This window comes from Ramlibacter tataouinensis TTB310, from assembly GCF_000215705.1.
Lineage (GTDB): Bacteria > Pseudomonadota > Gammaproteobacteria > Burkholderiales > Burkholderiaceae_C > Ramlibacter > Ramlibacter tataouinensis.
This window is the reverse complement of the sequence record NC_015677.1, coordinates 1,682,030-1,696,920: the sequence shown is the minus strand read 5'-3', so window position 1 is coordinate 1,696,920 and position 14,891 is coordinate 1,682,030. Positions and strand designations below refer to the sequence as shown.

At 71.2% G+C, this 14,891-nt stretch carries 14 protein-coding genes; 10 read left to right on the top strand and 4 right to left on the bottom strand.

Annotation, left to right across the window (positions count from 1 at the left end; translation table 11 throughout):
- Positions 1-49: 49 nt before the first annotated feature.
- Positions 50-1,540 carry a UDP-glucose dehydrogenase family protein gene (locus RTA_RS08275; protein WP_013900935.1) on the bottom strand — a complete coding sequence of 497 codons (1,491 nt, stop codon included), beginning with the start codon at positions 1,538-1,540 and terminating at the stop codon, positions 50-52.
- Between the two features lie 185 nt (positions 1,541-1,725).
- Between RTA_RS08275 and RTA_RS08270 the strand changes: the two genes are divergently transcribed.
- The 4 genes from RTA_RS08270 to RTA_RS08255 all read left to right on the top strand — a co-directional run bounded on the left by RTA_RS08270 (position 1,726) and on the right by RTA_RS08255 (position 5,531).
- Positions 1,726-2,904 carry a DNA topoisomerase IB gene (locus tag RTA_RS08270; RefSeq protein WP_013900934.1) on the top strand — a complete coding sequence of 393 codons (1,179 nt, stop codon included), beginning with the start codon at positions 1,726-1,728 and terminating at the stop codon, positions 2,902-2,904.
- 77 nt (positions 2,905-2,981) lie between these two features.
- Positions 2,982-3,944, top strand: coding sequence for a UDP-glucuronic acid decarboxylase family protein (locus tag RTA_RS08265; RefSeq protein WP_013900933.1), 963 nt, complete (start codon positions 2,982-2,984; stop codon positions 3,942-3,944).
- Entirely contained in the window at positions 3,941-5,011 is a 1,071-nt protein-coding gene (locus tag RTA_RS08260) for a hypothetical protein (protein ID WP_013900932.1), read from the top strand. The genes RTA_RS08265 and RTA_RS08260 overlap by 4 nt, the downstream gene beginning before the upstream one ends.
- The gene (locus RTA_RS08255; RefSeq protein WP_081466241.1) at positions 4,959-5,531 is read left to right on the top strand and encodes a DUF1003 domain-containing protein; all 573 of its coding nucleotides are present in this window, start codon (positions 4,959-4,961) and stop codon (positions 5,529-5,531) included. The genes RTA_RS08260 and RTA_RS08255 overlap by 53 nt, the downstream gene beginning before the upstream one ends.
- On the opposite strand, the gene RTA_RS08250 is transcribed toward RTA_RS08255, so the two are convergent.
- From RTA_RS08250 to RTA_RS08240, 3 genes are read right to left on the bottom strand one after another with little or no spacing between them, the layout of a single operon-like run.
- On the bottom strand, positions 5,522-6,121 hold the full coding sequence (locus RTA_RS08250; RefSeq protein ID WP_013900930.1) for a histidine phosphatase family protein: 600 nt from the start codon (positions 6,119-6,121) through the stop codon (positions 5,522-5,524). The two genes, RTA_RS08255 and RTA_RS08250, sit on opposite strands and share 10 nt — an antisense overlap.
- Positions 6,118-7,065, bottom strand: coding sequence for a beta-xylosidase (locus RTA_RS08245; RefSeq protein ID WP_013900929.1), 948 nt, complete (start codon positions 7,063-7,065; stop codon positions 6,118-6,120). The genes RTA_RS08250 and RTA_RS08245 overlap by 4 nt, the downstream gene beginning before the upstream one ends.
- A 9-nt stretch (positions 7,066-7,074) precedes the next feature.
- Positions 7,075-8,229: an inositol-3-phosphate synthase gene (locus RTA_RS08240; RefSeq protein ID WP_013900928.1), complete on the bottom strand. Its 1,155-nt coding sequence runs from the start codon at positions 8,227-8,229 to the stop codon at positions 7,075-7,077.
- Positions 8,230-8,417: 188 nt separating this feature from the next.
- Between RTA_RS08240 and RTA_RS08235 the strand changes: the two genes are divergently transcribed.
- Genes RTA_RS08235 through RTA_RS08210 form a run of 6 tightly spaced genes read left to right on the top strand, consistent with a single transcriptional unit; the run spans position 8,418 to position 14,889 of the window.
- Positions 8,418-9,533, top strand: a complete 1,116-nt coding sequence (locus tag RTA_RS08235; protein ID WP_013900927.1) for an NAD-dependent epimerase/dehydratase family protein — start codon at positions 8,418-8,420, stop codon at positions 9,531-9,533.
- Positions 9,534-9,591: 58 nt separating this feature from the next.
- Positions 9,592-10,662 carry an NAD-dependent epimerase/dehydratase family protein gene (locus RTA_RS08230; RefSeq protein ID WP_013900926.1) on the top strand — a complete coding sequence of 357 codons (1,071 nt, stop codon included), beginning with the start codon at positions 9,592-9,594 and terminating at the stop codon, positions 10,660-10,662.
- Between the two features lie 55 nt (positions 10,663-10,717).
- Complete coding sequence (locus tag RTA_RS08225; protein WP_226986131.1) at positions 10,718-11,659, top strand: MDR/zinc-dependent alcohol dehydrogenase-like family protein; 942 nt, start codon at positions 10,718-10,720, stop codon at positions 11,657-11,659.
- Positions 11,656-12,666, top strand: coding sequence for a Gfo/Idh/MocA family protein (locus RTA_RS08220; protein ID WP_013900924.1), 1,011 nt, complete (start codon positions 11,656-11,658; stop codon positions 12,664-12,666). Before RTA_RS08225 ends, RTA_RS08220 begins: the two co-directional genes overlap by 4 nt.
- Positions 12,656-13,777: a glycosyltransferase family 4 protein gene (locus tag RTA_RS08215; RefSeq protein ID WP_013900923.1), complete on the top strand. Its 1,122-nt coding sequence runs from the start codon at positions 12,656-12,658 to the stop codon at positions 13,775-13,777. Before RTA_RS08220 ends, RTA_RS08215 begins: the two co-directional genes overlap by 11 nt.
- On the top strand, positions 13,774-14,889 hold the full coding sequence (locus RTA_RS08210; protein ID WP_226986153.1) for a CgeB family protein: 1,116 nt from the start codon (positions 13,774-13,776) through the stop codon (positions 14,887-14,889). Before RTA_RS08215 ends, RTA_RS08210 begins: the two co-directional genes overlap by 4 nt.
- Positions 14,890-14,891: the final 2 nt, after the last annotated feature.

Genomic DNA, 14,891 nt, shown 5'->3' with positions numbered 1-14,891 from the left:
GACGACAAGGCCCGCTCCAGCGGGCTTTGTCGTTTTCGGGCGCCAGGCCTCAGCCGGTGGCGGCGGGGGCCACGGTGCCGGCCGCGCCGGCCTCCCGGCCGTTGCCCACGCGCGGCTTCTTCTTGAAGGCCAGGGGCTGGGCCGGCGGCTGCGCCTTTTCGGCGGCGCGCAGCTGGGCGTGGTTGTTGCGCCCCACGCCCACGTAGGTGACGCCGGCCGTCGCCAGCTGGTGCGGATCCCACAGGTTGCGGCCGTCGAAGACCAGGGGCGAGCGCATCAGCTTCTTCATCGCCGCCAGCGGGGGACTGCGGTAGTGCTTCCACTCCGTCACCAGGACCAGGGCATCGGCTTCGCGCAGCGCGTCCGCCGGCTTGGCCACGTAGCTCAGGCGCTCCAGCAGGTGCGGCGCATCCGCCAGGTCCTGGGCCAGGGCGCGCGCCGCCTGCTCCTGCGCGACCGGGTCGTGGGCGACCACGCTGGCGCCGGCGCGCAGCAGGCCGGCGACCAGGACGCGGCTGGGCGCCTCGCGCATGTCGTCGGTGTCGGGCTTGAAGGCCAGCCCGTAGACCGCGAAGCTGCGGCCCCGCAGGTTGGGACCGAAATGCGCGAACACCTTGTCCAGCAGCACGTGCTTCTGCACCTGGTTGACCGCCTGCACGGCCTCCAGCACCTGCAGCCGCTGGCCCTGGGCCTGCGCGGTGCGGCACAGCGCCTCCACGTCCTTGGGGAAGCAGCTGCCGCCGTAGCCCGTGCCGGCGTACAGGAAGCTGTAGCCGATGCGCGGGTCGGCGCCTATGCCCTGGCGCACCAGCTCGATGTCCGCCCCCAGCCGGTCGGCCAGGTTGGCCAGCTCGTTCATGAACGAGATGCGGGTGGCCAGCATGGCGTTGGCCGCGTACTTGGCAAGCTCGGCGCTGCGCACGTCCATGACGCGGGTGCGCTCGTGGTTGCGGTTGAACGGCAGGTACAGCTGGCGCATCATGAGCAGCGCGCGCCGGCCCGGCAGGTCGTCGCCCACGCCCAGGATGATGCGGTCGGGGTGCATGAAGTCGTCGATGGCGCAGCCTTCCTTGAGGAACTCCGGGTTGCTGACCACCGCGTACTCGATCTCCTTGTCCCGCGCCTCCAGTTCCTCGCGCACCACGGCCGACACCAGCTCGCCGGTGCCCACCGGCACGGTGGATTTCTGCACGATCACCTTGGAACGCTCCATGTGCCGCCCGATGGCGCGCGCCGCCGCGAACACGTGGCGCAGGTCGGCGTCCCCGTCCTCGTCCGGCGGCGTGCCCACGGCGATGAACTGGACGTCGCCGAAGGCGATGCTGGCCTCCACGTCGCTGGAGAAGGTCAGCCGCCCTTCCTCGACGTTGCGGTCCACCAGCTCCTGCAGCCCGGGCTCGTAGATCGGGATCACGCCACGCTGGAGCATGGCCACCTTGTCCTGATCCAGGTCCAGGCAGAACACGTGGTTGCCCAGCTCGGCCAGGCAGGCCCCGGTCACAAGACCGACATAGCCCGTGCCGACAATGGTGACGTTCATTCGACTCCCTCCCGCGGCCGCACTTCGCAGCCAATCTCAAGCGTAAAAAGCCCGGGCTCGACTGAGTGCACCGGAAGGCGCGTATCGGCGTAATCCCATTCCTACCATGGTTCAGGTGTTTTGGCGCCTTGCGAGACGGCGCGCCGCACGCGCAAGCACCACCGTGGCGGCGGATCATCCGCGGCATGGAACGGACCGACCCGGAGCGCAGCGACAGGATCGACACGGCCGTGCAGGCTGCCGAGGAGGCCGGCCTGGTCTACGTCTCGCCCGACCGTCCGGGCATCCGCCGGGAGCGCCAGGGCGAAGGCTTCGCCTACTTCAAGCCCGACGGTGCGCGCGTGCAGGACGAGGCGACGCTGGAGCGCATCCGCAAACTGGTCATCCCGCCGGCGTGGACGGATGTGTGGATCTGCAGCCGACCCAGCGGCCACCTGCAGGCCACCGGGCGCGACGCCAAGGGCCGCAAGCAGTACCGCTACCACCCGGCCTTCCGGGAGGCGCGCGAGAGCACCAAGTACGAGCACATGCTGGAGTTCGCCCGCGCCCTGCCGGCGCTGCGCGCCAAGGTGGCGCAGCACATGGCGCTGCGCGGCCTGCCGCGCGAGAAGGTGCTGGCCACGGTGGTGCACCTGCTGGAGAGCACGCTCATCCGCGTGGGCAACGACGACTACGCACGCGACAACCAGAGCTACGGCCTGACCACGCTGCGCAACTCGCACGTGAAGGTCGAGGGCTCGCAGCTGCGCTTCCAGTTCAAGGGCAAGAGCGGCAAGACCTGGCAGCTGCGCGTCGGCGACCGGCGCGTGGCCCGGGTGGTGCGGGCCTGCCAGGAGCTGCCCGGCCAGGAGCTGTTCCAGTACATCGACGAGGACGGCGAGCTGCGCGACGTCACCTCGGCCGATGTCAACGAGTACCTGCGCGAGATCAGCGGCAGCGACATCACGGCCAAGGATTTCCGCACCTGGGCCGGCACCGTGATGGCCGCGCTGGCGCTGCAGGAGTTCGAGCGCTTCGACACCCAGGCGGCCGCCAAGAAGAACCTGAAGGCCGCCATCGAGAAGGTTTCGGCGCGGCTGGGCAACACGCCGGCCATCTGCCGCAAGTGCTATGTCCATCCGGAGATCCTCACGGCCTACGCCACGGGCGACCTGCTGCTGGAGATCAAGGACGAGGTCGAGGCGCAGCTGCGCGAGGACCTGGGCCATCTCAAGCCCGAGGAAGCGGCGGTGCTCAGCCTGCTGGAGGCGCGCCTGAACCGGACGCTGGAGGGAACGCTGCAGGACAGCCTGGTGGCGCTGGACAAGGGCGCGCGGCCTGCCGGCGCCAAGCCCCGCAAGCGAAGCCCGGCCAGGCAGAGCTGAAGCGCCCCACGGCCGGCCGGTTCCTCGGTATAACCGCTGAGGCCGACGCGGTTCATGATTTTAGGGAGCGAACGAGCATGCGCGACTACAACGAACGCCGCCAGGTGCTGGTCACCGGCGGCGCCGGGTTCCTGGGCAGCCACCTGTGCGAGCGCCTGCTCGGCGAGGGGCATGAGGTGCTGTGCGTGGACAACTTCTTCACCGGCAGCAAGCGCAACGTCGCGCACCTGCTGGGCCATCCGCGCTTCGAGCTGATGCGCCACGACGTGGTGCTGCCGCTGCAGGTGGAGGTGGACCAGATCTACAACCTGGCCTGCCCGGCATCGCCGCCGCACTACCAGCACGACCCGGTGCAGACCACCAAGACCAGCGTGCTGGGCGCGCTGCACCTGCTGGAGCTGGCGCGCCGCACCGGGGCGCGGATCTTCCAGGCCTCGACCAGCGAGGTCTACGGCGACCCCGAGCGGCATCCCCAGGCCGAGGACTACTGGGGGCACGTGAACCCCGTGGGTGTTCGCAGCTGCTACGACGAAGGAAAGCGCTGCGCCGAGACGCTGTTCATGGACTACCACCGCCAGCATGGGGTGGACGTGCGCATCGCGCGCATCTTCAACACCTACGGCCCGCGCATGCATCCCAACGATGGGCGGGTGGTCTCCAACTTCATCGTCCAGGCGCTGCGCGGCGAGCCCCTGACCGTCTACGGCCAGGGCGAACAGACCCGCAGCTTCTGCTACGTGGACGACCTGGTCGAGGGCTTCGTGCGCTTCATGCGCCGGGACGCGCCCTGCCCCGGCCCGATCAACCTGGGCAACCCGGGCGAGTTCACCATCGCGGCGCTGGCCGAGCAGGTGATCAACCTGACCAACTCCCGCTCGCCCATCGTCCACAAGCCGCTGCCCGCGGACGACCCGACCCAGCGCCGCCCCGACATCGCACGGGCCCGCGAGAAGCTGGGGTGGGAGCCGACGGTGCAGCTGCGCGAGGGACTGGTGCGCACCATCGCCTACTTCGACCGGCTGCTCAAGGAAGGCGCTTGACCGGGAAGGCATCCCCGGCCGATCCCGCCGAGGTCGGCGCGCGCTGGCTGCAGGCCATGCGCGCGGGCGACTGGGAGGCCGCCTGGCGGCAGACCGACCGCCTGGAACTGCCGCGCCGCGCCGAACAGCGCCTGCCCGGCTTCCAGCGCCAGCCGCACCACCTGGTCTGGGACGGCACGCCCTTGGCCGGCCGCTCGGTGCTGGTGCGCTGCCTGCACGGGCTGGGCGACAGCCTGCAATTCATGCGCTTCGTCCCGCTGCTGGCGCGGCACGCCCGCGAGCTGCACTTCCTGGTGCAGCCCGCGCTGCTGCCCCTGCTGGCGGGTGCGCCGGAACTGGGCCGGGTATCGAACGCCTGGACCGACCATCCACCCCCGCACGAGGTGGAGATCGAGGTGATGGAACTGGCCTATGCGGTGCGCAGCACGGCCGCCACCGTGCCGCCGCCCTATCCCCACCTCGCGTCGCTGGCGGCGGGCCGGCAGCCGCCGGCCTTGCCGGCCGACGGCGGCCTGCGCGTGGGCTTGCTGTGGGCGGCCAGCGACTGGGACGGCAGCCGCTCCATCCCGCTGGACACGCTGGCGCCGCTGCTGGGCGTGCCGGGGGTGCGCTTCCACAGCCTGCAGCAAGGCGCCGCCGCGCAGGACCCGGCGGCCGACCGGCTCGGCCTGGTGCCGCTGTGGCGCCAGACCCAGTCCATCGAAGTGGCGGCCGCCGCCATGCTGGCCATGGACCTGGTGATCGCGGTGGACGGCATGCCCGCCCACCTGGCCGGCACGCTGGGCCGGCCCACCTGGCTGCTGCTCAAGCACGAGGCCGACTGGCGCTGGATGGATGACCGCGAGGATTCGCCCTGGTACCCCGCCATGCGGCTGTTCCGCCAGCCGCGCGCCGGCGACTGGGCGGGGCTGGTCCGGCAGGTGGCGGCGGCGCTGCGCCAACGCGCGGCACTGACGCATACAGGCGACGCCCACCTACCGCCGCGCGCAACCGGCCCGGCCACAGTGGCGGCACATGGAAGCACCACCGGCCCGGCACCGCAAGAACCTGCACGAGCCTCCCCGTGACGTGGCGGACGTCACGCGCGCCAACGTGCGCGCGATGCGCGAACTGGACGAGCTGCAGAACGCCAACCACGGCTGGGCCGACCGGGTGGCCGACCTGGTGGCACGCGCCTGCGGCCACATCGGCTTCGTCATCGTGCACGCGATCGGCTTCGCCGCCTGGATGATCTGGAACTCCCTGGCCGGGAACCCGCCCGATCCCTACCCCTTCACGCTGCTGACCCTGTTCGCCTCGGCCGAAGGCATCTTCCTGATGTCCTTCATCCTGATCAGCCAGAACTACCAGGGGCGCCTGGCCGAGCGGCGCAACCAGCTGGACCTGCAGATCAACCTGCTGGCCGAGCAGGAGAACTCCAAGATGCTGCTGCTGCTGGAGGCGATCGCCAAGAAGGTGGGCGCCCTGCAAGGGGACGACCCCGAGGTCGGGGTGCTGGTGCAGGCCACCGACCCGGAGAAGCTGGCCGGGCAGATCGACGAGGCCTACCGCGAAACCGAGGACAGCCCGCAGGACGCTCAGAAATAGACGCCGTTGACCAGCTTGACCTGCGAGCCCTGGGCGCCCACCTCCAGCACGCTCAGCGAGCCACAGGCGATCTCGAAGCCCTCCAGCCGGTCCAGAGACAGGCCCAGGTGCGTGGCCAGCGTGGCCTTGATCACGTCGGCATGGGAGGCGACCAGCACCACCTCGTCAGGGTGCTCGCGCGCGAGCCGCTGCACGCCGGCCTGGACGCGCTCGGCGACCCGGGCGAACGGCTCGCCGCCGGGCGGCGTGGCCTGCGAACGCCGGTGCACCCAGCCGTCCCACAGCCCGGGATGGCGGTCGCGGACCTGCCCGAACTCCTGGCCCGTCCATTCGCCGAAGTCGATCTCGTCGAACTCGGGGGCGACGGCCACCTCCACGCCCAGCCGGTTTGCCAGCGGCAGGGCTGTTTCGCGGGCCCGCTGCTGCGGGCTGGCGCAGACGACCTGCACCGACTGCCGCAGCAGCGGCTCGACCAGGGCCTGTGCCTGCTGCCGGCCCAGCGCGTTGAGCCCCAGGCCCGGCAGGCGCCCCGCCAGGGCCCGGCCGGCCAGGTCATGCGCCGCATGCCGCAGCAGCAGCAGGCGCGTCACGCCGAGGCGGTGAGCAGGTCGGCCCGCGGCAGCCCCGGGCCGCTGCTCGCCGAGCCGCCCCCCACGTAGCGCCGCACCATGCGGGCGCAGAACTCCGCGTACTCCTCGGGCACCTGCGGCGCGCTGGTGTGGTGCGGCTGCAGGCCGCGGTGCTCCGGCGTGAAGCAGAAGGTCAGCGTCACGTCGAAGTCCTCCAGCGCCTGCATCTGCCGGTCGAACCAGGCGTCCGCGCCGGGGCGGAAGCTGTCGGCCCAGGACAGGCCGGTGCGCAGCTTGCGCACGCCCAGGCGCTTGAGCCAGCGCACCGCGTCATCCAGCCGGTGGTCCTCGAAGTGGAACCACTGGCAGATGCCCATCGCCGGTGTGTAGTTGGCGAAGATACGGGCGGCGAGCTTGGGCGAGCCGTCCTCGCGCAGCAGGCCCATGTGGAAGTGCCGGTAGTAGCTCGAGCCCTCGGCCTCGCGGTGCCGCGTGGTGGCCGGCCAGGCCTTGGGCAGGTCGTACAGCGAGTACCAGTGGATGCTGGGCACGCGCCCGATCAGCAGCTCGGCCGTGCGCTTGAGGCCCCATTCCTGGACCTCCTCGGCGCCGAAGGTGGACACGCCCACCTCGGTGACCCAGACCGGCAGCGGCGTCACCGCCTGGATCTCGGCGATCCTGGCCGGCCACTCGTCGATCTGCCAGTGGTTCCAGTCCAGCGGGAAGCCGTGTACCGCCACCGCGTTCACGCCGTCGAGCACGCCCAGGCCCTGCAGGCGCTGCAGGAAGGACGGATCGACGGGCGAGATGCCGCCCAGCACGCGGGTGAGCGCGGAGTTCTCGGCATAGGTGGCGACGCAGGCCAGCTTCACCATCTCGGCGAAGCGCTCCCAGCCAGGGTCGAGTTCGAGGTCCCAGTGCGATTTGTTGTTGGGTTCGTTCCAGAATTTGACGGCTTCGATCATGACGCGGGTTCAGGCGGTTTTCTGCTGGACGGTGGGGGCGGGTTCGGCCGCCGGCTCGGCGGATGCGCCTTCGGCTGGCTGCGTGGCCGCGCCGCTGCCGCGGATGAAGGCCTCGACCAGCTCGCGGGCCTCCTCGTCGGTGAACTGCAGCGGCGGCGACTTCATGAAGTAGCTGGACGGGCCGTTGAGCGCGCCGCCGATGCCGCGGTCCAGGGCGATCCTGGCGCAGCGGATGGCATCGATCACCACCCCGGCGGAGTTGGGCGAGTCCCAGACCTCCAGCTTCACCTCGCACTGCATGGGCACGTTGCCGAAGCCCGTGCCTTCCATGCGGATGTGGCAGAACTTGCGGTCGGCCAGCCAGGGCACGTAGTCGCTGGGGCCGACGTGCACGTCCTTCTCCTGCATGGGATGGCCCAGCTGGCTGGTCACGGCCTGGGTCTTGGAGATCTTCTTGGACGCCAGCCGCTCGCGCTCGAGCATGTTCAGGAAGTCGGTGTTGCCGCCGAAGTTGAGCTGGTAGGTGCGGTCCAGCCGCACCCCGCGCTTCTTGAACAGGTCCGTGAGGATGCGGTGCACGATGGTCGCGCCCACCTGCGACTTGATGTCGTCGCCGATGATGGGCAGGCGCCGCTGGGCGAAGCGCTTGTTCCAGTAGGGCTGCGAGGCGATGAACACCGGCACGCAGTTGACGAAGGCGCAGCCGGCCTCCAGCACCTGCTCCACGTACCACTTGGTGGCCATCTCCGAGCCTACCGGCAGGTAGGAGACCACCACGTCGGTGCGGGTGGCCTTGAGGATGCCGATGATGTCGTCGGTGGACGCGGTGGACTTGGGCACCACGTCCTTCAGGTAGGTGCCCAGCCCGTCGTGGGTCATGCCGCGATGCACCGGCACGCCCAGCTTGGGCACCTCGGCGAAGCGGATGGTGTTGTTGGGCTCGGCATAGATGGCCTCGCCCAGGTCCAGCCCGACCTTGTGCGCGCTCACGTCGAAGGCGGCGCTGAACTCGATGTCGCCCGGGAAGTAGCCGCCCAGGTCGACGTGCATCAGTCCGGGCACGAAGTCCTCGCCGCGGGCGTCGCGATAGAAGTGGACGCCCTGGACCAGCGAGGAGGCGCAATTGCCCACGCCGATGATGGCTACCCGGACCTTTCTCGTCATGACGGACTTCTCCCTGTGTGCGACCGCTGGAACCTCAGCGAGAACCATCCTACCGATCCTTGAACCGGCACGGGGGTGAAACGGCCCCGTTGTCAACTTTTTTTTCAATGATGAGCTCACCGGACCCACAGAGCTGGGCAGGTGGCCTACGATCACATTCCCACTCGGCAAAAGATGGAATTAAGCACATGAAGAAAGTACTGATCACGGGAGGCGCCGGCTTCATCGGTTCGCATCTTGCTGATGAGCTTATCGGGCATGGTTACCAGGTGCGCGCGCTGGACAGCCTCAATCCCCAGGTGCACGGCGACGCGCGCCGAAGGCCCGACTACCTGCACCGCGACGTCGAGCTGGTGGTGGGCGACGTGTGCGACAAGGAAGCGGTGGAAAGCGCGCTCGAGGGCGTCGATGCCGTGTTCCATTTCGCGGCCGCGGTGGGGGTGGGCCAGAGCATGTACGAGGTGGCGCACTACACCCGCGTCAACAACCTCGGCACGGCTGTGCTGATGGAGGCGCTCATCAAGAAGCCGGTGGAGCGGCTGGTGGTGGCCTCCAGCATGAGCCTGTACGGCGAAGGCCTGTACCGCAGCCCGTCGGGACGGGTGTGCGAGGCCGGCGAGCGCTCGCTCGAGCAGCTGCGCCAGGCGCAGTGGGAGCTGCGTGACGAGGAAGGCGCGATCCTGCAGCCGGTGCCCACGCCGGAAAGCAAGAGCCCGACCCTGGCGTCCATCTACGCGCTGTCCAAGTACGACCAGGAGCGCATGACCCTGATCACCGGCCGCGCCTACCAGATCCCCACCGTGGCGCTGCGCTTCTTCAACGCCTATGGCCCGCGCCAGGCCCTGTCCAACCCCTACACCGGCGTGCTCGCCATCTTCGCCTCGCGGCTGCTCAACGACAACGCGCCGGCGATCTTCGAGGACGGCCTGCAGCAGCGCGATTTCGTCAGCGTCTACGACGTGGCCCGCGGCTGCCGCCTGGCGCTGGAGACGCCGGCCGCGGCCGGCGAGGTGTTCAACATCGGCAGCGGCGAGCCGCAGACGGTGAGCGCCATCGCCGCCCGGCTGGCCCGGGTGATGGGCAAGGAGGAGATCCAGCCGCAGATCCTGGGCAAGTACCGGGTGGGTGACATCCGCCACTGCTACGCCGACATCTCCAAGGCGCAGCGCGTGCTGGGCTACACCCCGCAGGTGCGGCTGGACGACGGCATGGCCGAGCTGGCCTCCTGGCTGGCGGGCCAGGCCGCCGTGGACCGCGTCGCGCAGGCCAGCGCCGAGCTCAGCGCCCGGGGGTTGACGGTATGAGCCGCCCGGCCGTTCCGAAGGCTCATGGCACCGCAGCCCGCAGGGCGGAGGTACTCCTATGAGTGAGGAGTCGCTGGCGCTCATCACCGGCGGCGCCGGGTTCGTGGGCTCCAACCTGGCCCATCGCCTGCTCGGCGCCGGCCGCCGCGTGCGCATCCTGGACAACCTGTCCCGCCCGGGCGTGGAGCAGAACCTGCAGTGGCTGCGCCAAGCGCATGGCGCCCAGCTGGACGTGGTGGTGGCCGACATCCGCGACGCGCAGGCCGTGCAGCGCGCCATGGTCGGCGTGCACCAGGTCTTCCACTTCGCCGCCCAGGTGGCGGTGACCACCAGCCTGGAGGACCCCCAGGAGGACTTCGCCATCAACGCGCAGGGCACGCTGAACGTGCTGGAGGCGGCCCGCGCCCGCCCGCTGCCGCCGGCCATCCTGCTGACCTCGACCAACAAGGTCTACGGCGGGCTGGGCGACGTGGCGCTCGGCCTGGAGGGCCAGCGCTACCTGCCGGTGGACGAGGAGGTGCGCCGGCGCGGCATCGGCGAGGCCCGCCCGCTGGACTTCCACAGCCCCTACGGCTGCTCCAAGGGCACGGCCGACCAGTACGTGGTCGACTACGCGCGCAGCTACGGCCTGACGACTTGCGTGTTCCGCATGAGCTGCATCTACGGGCCGCGCCAGTTCGGCACCGAGGACCAGGGCTGGGTCGCGCACTTCCTGCTGCGGGCGCTGCGCGGCGAATCCATCACGCTCTACGGCGACGGCAAGCAGGTGCGCGACGTGCTGTTCGTGGACGACCTGGTCGACGCCTTCCTGCTGGCCGAGCAGAACGCCGCGCGCCTGTCGGGCCGGGCCTTCAACATCGGCGGGGGCCCTGGCAGCACCATCAGCCTGCTGGATCTGGTCGACCGCATCGAGCGCCTGCAAGGCCAGCGCCCGGCGCTGGCCTTCGACGACTGGCGCACCGGCGACCAGCGCTACTACGTCTCCGACACCCGGGCCTTCGAGCAGGCCACCGGCTGGCGCCGGCGCGTCGAGGCCGAGGACGGCATCGCCCGCCTCTACCGCTGGCTGGCCGAACGCGAGCAGGCCGGCGCGCCGCGCCGCGTGGCCGTCGAGGCAGGCGCGCACTGAACAACAACGGACATCGATCAAGAAAGACAGGGAGAAACTCGTCGTGCAAGCGTGTGTGATCGCGTCGCCCCAGCAGGCGACCCTGCAGACCGTGGACATCCCCGAGCCGGGCCCGGGGCAGGTGCTGCTGCGGCTGGAAGGCTCGGGCGTCTGTGCTTCCAGCCTGCCGCTGTGGGAAGGGCGCGACTGGTTCCAGTACCCGCAGCAGCCGGGGGCGCCGGGGCATGAAGGCTGGGGCCGGGTGGAAGCGGTGGGCGCGGGCGTTTCCGGCCTGGCGCGGGGCGACCGGGTGGCCGCCCTCACCTACCGGGCCCATGCCGAGTACGACCTGGCCGAGGCCAGTGCCACGGTCCGGTTGCCGGAGGCCCTGGCCAGCGCCGCTGTGCCGGGCGAGCCCCTGGGCTGCGCGGTCAACATCTTCCGGCGCAGCCAGATCGAGCGCGGCCAGACCGTGGCCATCGTCGGCATCGGCTTCCTGGGCGCGCTGCTGACCCAGATGGCGGCGCATGCCGGCGCCCGGGTGATCGCCCTGTCGCGACGCGGCTTCTCGCTGGACTTCGCGCGCGCCTGCGGCGCCGCCCACACCATCGCCCTGGACGACCACTGGAAGGTCATCGAGCAGGTCAAGCAGCTGACCGAGGGCCGCTGGTGCGAGCGCGTGATCGAGGCCACCGGCCTGCAGTGGCCGCTGCAGCTGGCCGGCGAGCTGACCGCCGAGCGCGGCCGCCTGGTGATCGCCGGCTACCACCAGGACGGCATGCGCGAGGTGAACGTGCAGCTGTGGAACTGGCGCGGCATCGACGTCATCAATGCCCACGAGCGCGATCCCCGCATGTACGTGGACGGCATGCGCACCGCCGTCGACTGGATGTCGCAGGGCATCATCGATCCCGAGCCGCTGTACACGCACCGCCTGCCGCTGGACCGGCTGGGAGAGGCGCTGGAACTCACGCGCAACCGTCCCGACGGCTTCATGAAGGCGCTGGTGACGGCATGAGCAACGCGAGCAACGCAACCGTCCAGCCGCCCCGCCTGGGCTTCCTGGGCCTGGGCTGGATCGGCCAGCACCGGATGCAGGCCCTGCTGGACGAGCAGGCCTGCCAGGTCGCCGTGGTCGCCGACCCGTCGCCGCAGGCGCAGCAGCGCGTGCGGAAACTCGCGCCCGGCGCGGCCCTCGCATCCTCGCTGGACGAGCTGCTGGCGCACGAGCTGGACGGCGTGGTGATCGCCACGCCCAGCGCCCTGCACGCGCAGCAGTCCCTGCGCTGCCTGGAGCGCGGCCTGGCCGTGTTCTGCCAGAAGCCGCTGGCCCGCACCGCGGCCGAGACCGCGGCCATGGTCGAGGCCGCGCGCCGGGCCGACAAGCTGCTGGGCTGCGATTTCTCCTACCGCCACACCGAGGCCATGCGCCGCATCCGCAACAGCGTGGTGGAAGGCGAGATCGGCAGCGTGTACGCGGCCGACCTGGTGTTCCACAACGCGTACGGCCCGGACAAGTCCTGGGCGCGCGACCCGCAGCTCGCCGGCGGCGGCTGCGCCATCGACCTGGGGACCCACCTGGTCGACCTGGCGCTGTGGGTGCTGGGCTTCCCGGAGGTGGCGCGGGTGGACAGCCGGCTGTACGCCCAGGGCCGGCTGCTGGAACCCGGCGCCACCGAGGTGGAGGACTATGCCGTGGCACAGATCGAGCTGGCCACCGGCGCGACGGTGCGGCTGGCCTGCTCGTGGAATTTCTCCGCCGGCTGCGACGCCGCGATCGAAGCGCACTTCCACGGCAGCCGCGGCGGCGTCGCCATGCGCAACCGCAACGGCTCCTTCTTCGACTTCGCCGCCGAGCGCTACCACGGCACCCAGCGCGTGTCCCTCGCCGAACCGCCGGACGCCTGGGGCGGACGCGCCATCGTCGACTGGGCACGGCGCCTGGCCGCCAGATCGGGCTTCTCGCCGGCCATCGAGCCCGCGGTGCAGGTGGCCACGGTGGTCGACCGGATCTATGGCCGCTGAGAACGCGCGGTCCGTGCTGCTGACGGCCGACACCGTCGGCGGCGTGTGGACCTATGCGGTGGAGCTGTCCCGCGCCCTGCTGGGGCGCGGCTGGCAGGTCCACCTGGCCACCCTGGGCGCGCCGCTGGCGCGGCACCAGCGCGAACAGGTGGAGGGCCTGGAAGGCCTCAGCCTGCACGAGAGCCGCTGGCGCCTGGAGTGGATGCCCGAGCCCTGGGACGACGTGGACCGCGCCGGCCGCTGGCTGATGGGGCTGGAGGCCCGGCTGCGGCCCGCGGTCGTGCACCTGAACCAGTTGGCCTTCGGGTCGCTGCCCTGGCGCGCCCCCACGCTGCTGGTGGCGCATTCCTGCGTGCTGTCCTGGTGGCAGGCGGTGCACGGCACCGACGCACCGGCCGAGTGGGACCGCTACCGCGAGCGCGTGGGCCAGGGCCTGCAGGGCGCGGACCAGGTGGCTGCTCCCACCCAGGCCATGCTGGGCACGCTGGGGAGGAACTACGGCTATTCGGGCACCGGCCTGGTGCTGCCGAACGCGCGCGATGCGGCCCTGTTCGTGCCGCAGCGCAAGCAGCCGTTCATCCTGGCCGCGGGCCGGCTGTGGGACGAGGCCAAGAACCTGGCCGCGCTGGAGGCCGTGGCGCCGCAGCTGCCCTGGTCGGTGCAGGTGGCCGGTTCCTGCGTGGCGCCGGACGGCCGCTCGCGCAGCCCCCGAGCCGTGCAGGCCTTGGGCAATCTGTCGGCTGCGGCCCTGGCGCAAACCATGGCGCAGGCCGCCATCTACGCCCTGCCGGCCCGCTACGAGCCCTTCGGCCTGTCGGCGCTGGAGGCCGGGCTGTGCGGCTGCGCCCTGGTGCTGGGCGACATCCCCAGCCTGCGCGAGGTCTGGGGCGACGCGGCCCGCTACGTGCCGCCGCAGGACCACGAGGCGCTGCGGCAGGCGCTGCAGGCGCTGATCGACCATCCCGCGGAACGTGCCCGGCTCGGGCAGGCGGCGCGCGAGCGCGCCCTGCATTTCCACCCCGCCCGCGCGGCCGATGCCACGCTGGCCGCCTACGCGGCGCTGCAGGCGCGCCGGGCGCCCCGCTTCGAGGAGGACCTGACTTGCGCGTGATCCTGTTCTGCCATTCGCTGGTGTCCGACTGGAACCATGGCAATGCCCACTTCCTGCGCGGCGTGTGCGGCGAGCTGCTGGCGCGCGGCCATGACGTCCGGGTCTACGAACCGCAGGACGCCTGGAGCGTGGCCAACCTGGTGGCCGAGCACGGCACGCAGCCGCTGCAGGACTTCGCTGCCGCCTACCCGTTGCTGCGCAGCCGGCGCTACACGCCCGCGGAGCTGGACCTGCACGAGGCGCTGGAAGGCGCCGACCTGGTGCTGGTGCACGAGTGGAGCGACCACGACCTGGTCCGGCGCATCGGCGAGCACCGCCGCGACAACCCCGGCTACCAGCTGCTGTTCCACGACACGCACCACCGCAGCGTGACCGAGCCGCAGAGCATGGCGGCCTACGACCTGCGCCACTACGACGGCGTGCTGGCCTTTGGCGGGGTGATCCGCGACCTGTACCGCAAGAACGGCTGGGCCGCCCGGGCCTGGACCTGGCACGAGGCCGCGGACACGCGCGTGTTCCGGCCGGTGCCGGGCCAGCCGCGCGAGGGCGACCTGGTGTGGATAGGCAACTGGGGCGACGAGGAACGCACGGCGGAGCTGCACGAGTTCCTGCTCGACCCGGTGCATGAGCTGGGGCTCCAGGCGCGCGTGCATGGCGTGCGCTATCCCGAGCACGCGCTGCGCAGCCTGCAGGCCGCCGGCATCGCCTATGCCGGCTGGCTGCCCAACTACCGCGCGCCCGAGGTCTTCGCGCGCTATGGCGTGACGGTGCACGTGCCGCGGCGCCCCTACGTCGCCGCCCTGCCCGGCATCCCGACCATCCGCATGTTCGAGGCGCTGGCCTGCGGCATCCCGCTGGTGTCGGCGCCCTGGAACGACTGCGAGGGCCTGTTCGAGCCGGGCCGCGACTTCCTGGTGGCGCGCAATGGCGCCGAGATGAGGCGCCACCTGAGCGACGTGCTGAACGACGCCGCCCTGGCGCGGTCGCTGGCCGAGCAGGGCCGCCGCACCATCCTGGCGCGCCACAGCTGCGGCCACCGCGTCGACGAGCTGCTCGCCATCCACCGCGAACTGGCCGCCCCCGCGCCGCAGGCGCTGGCGGTGGGCGCCTGACA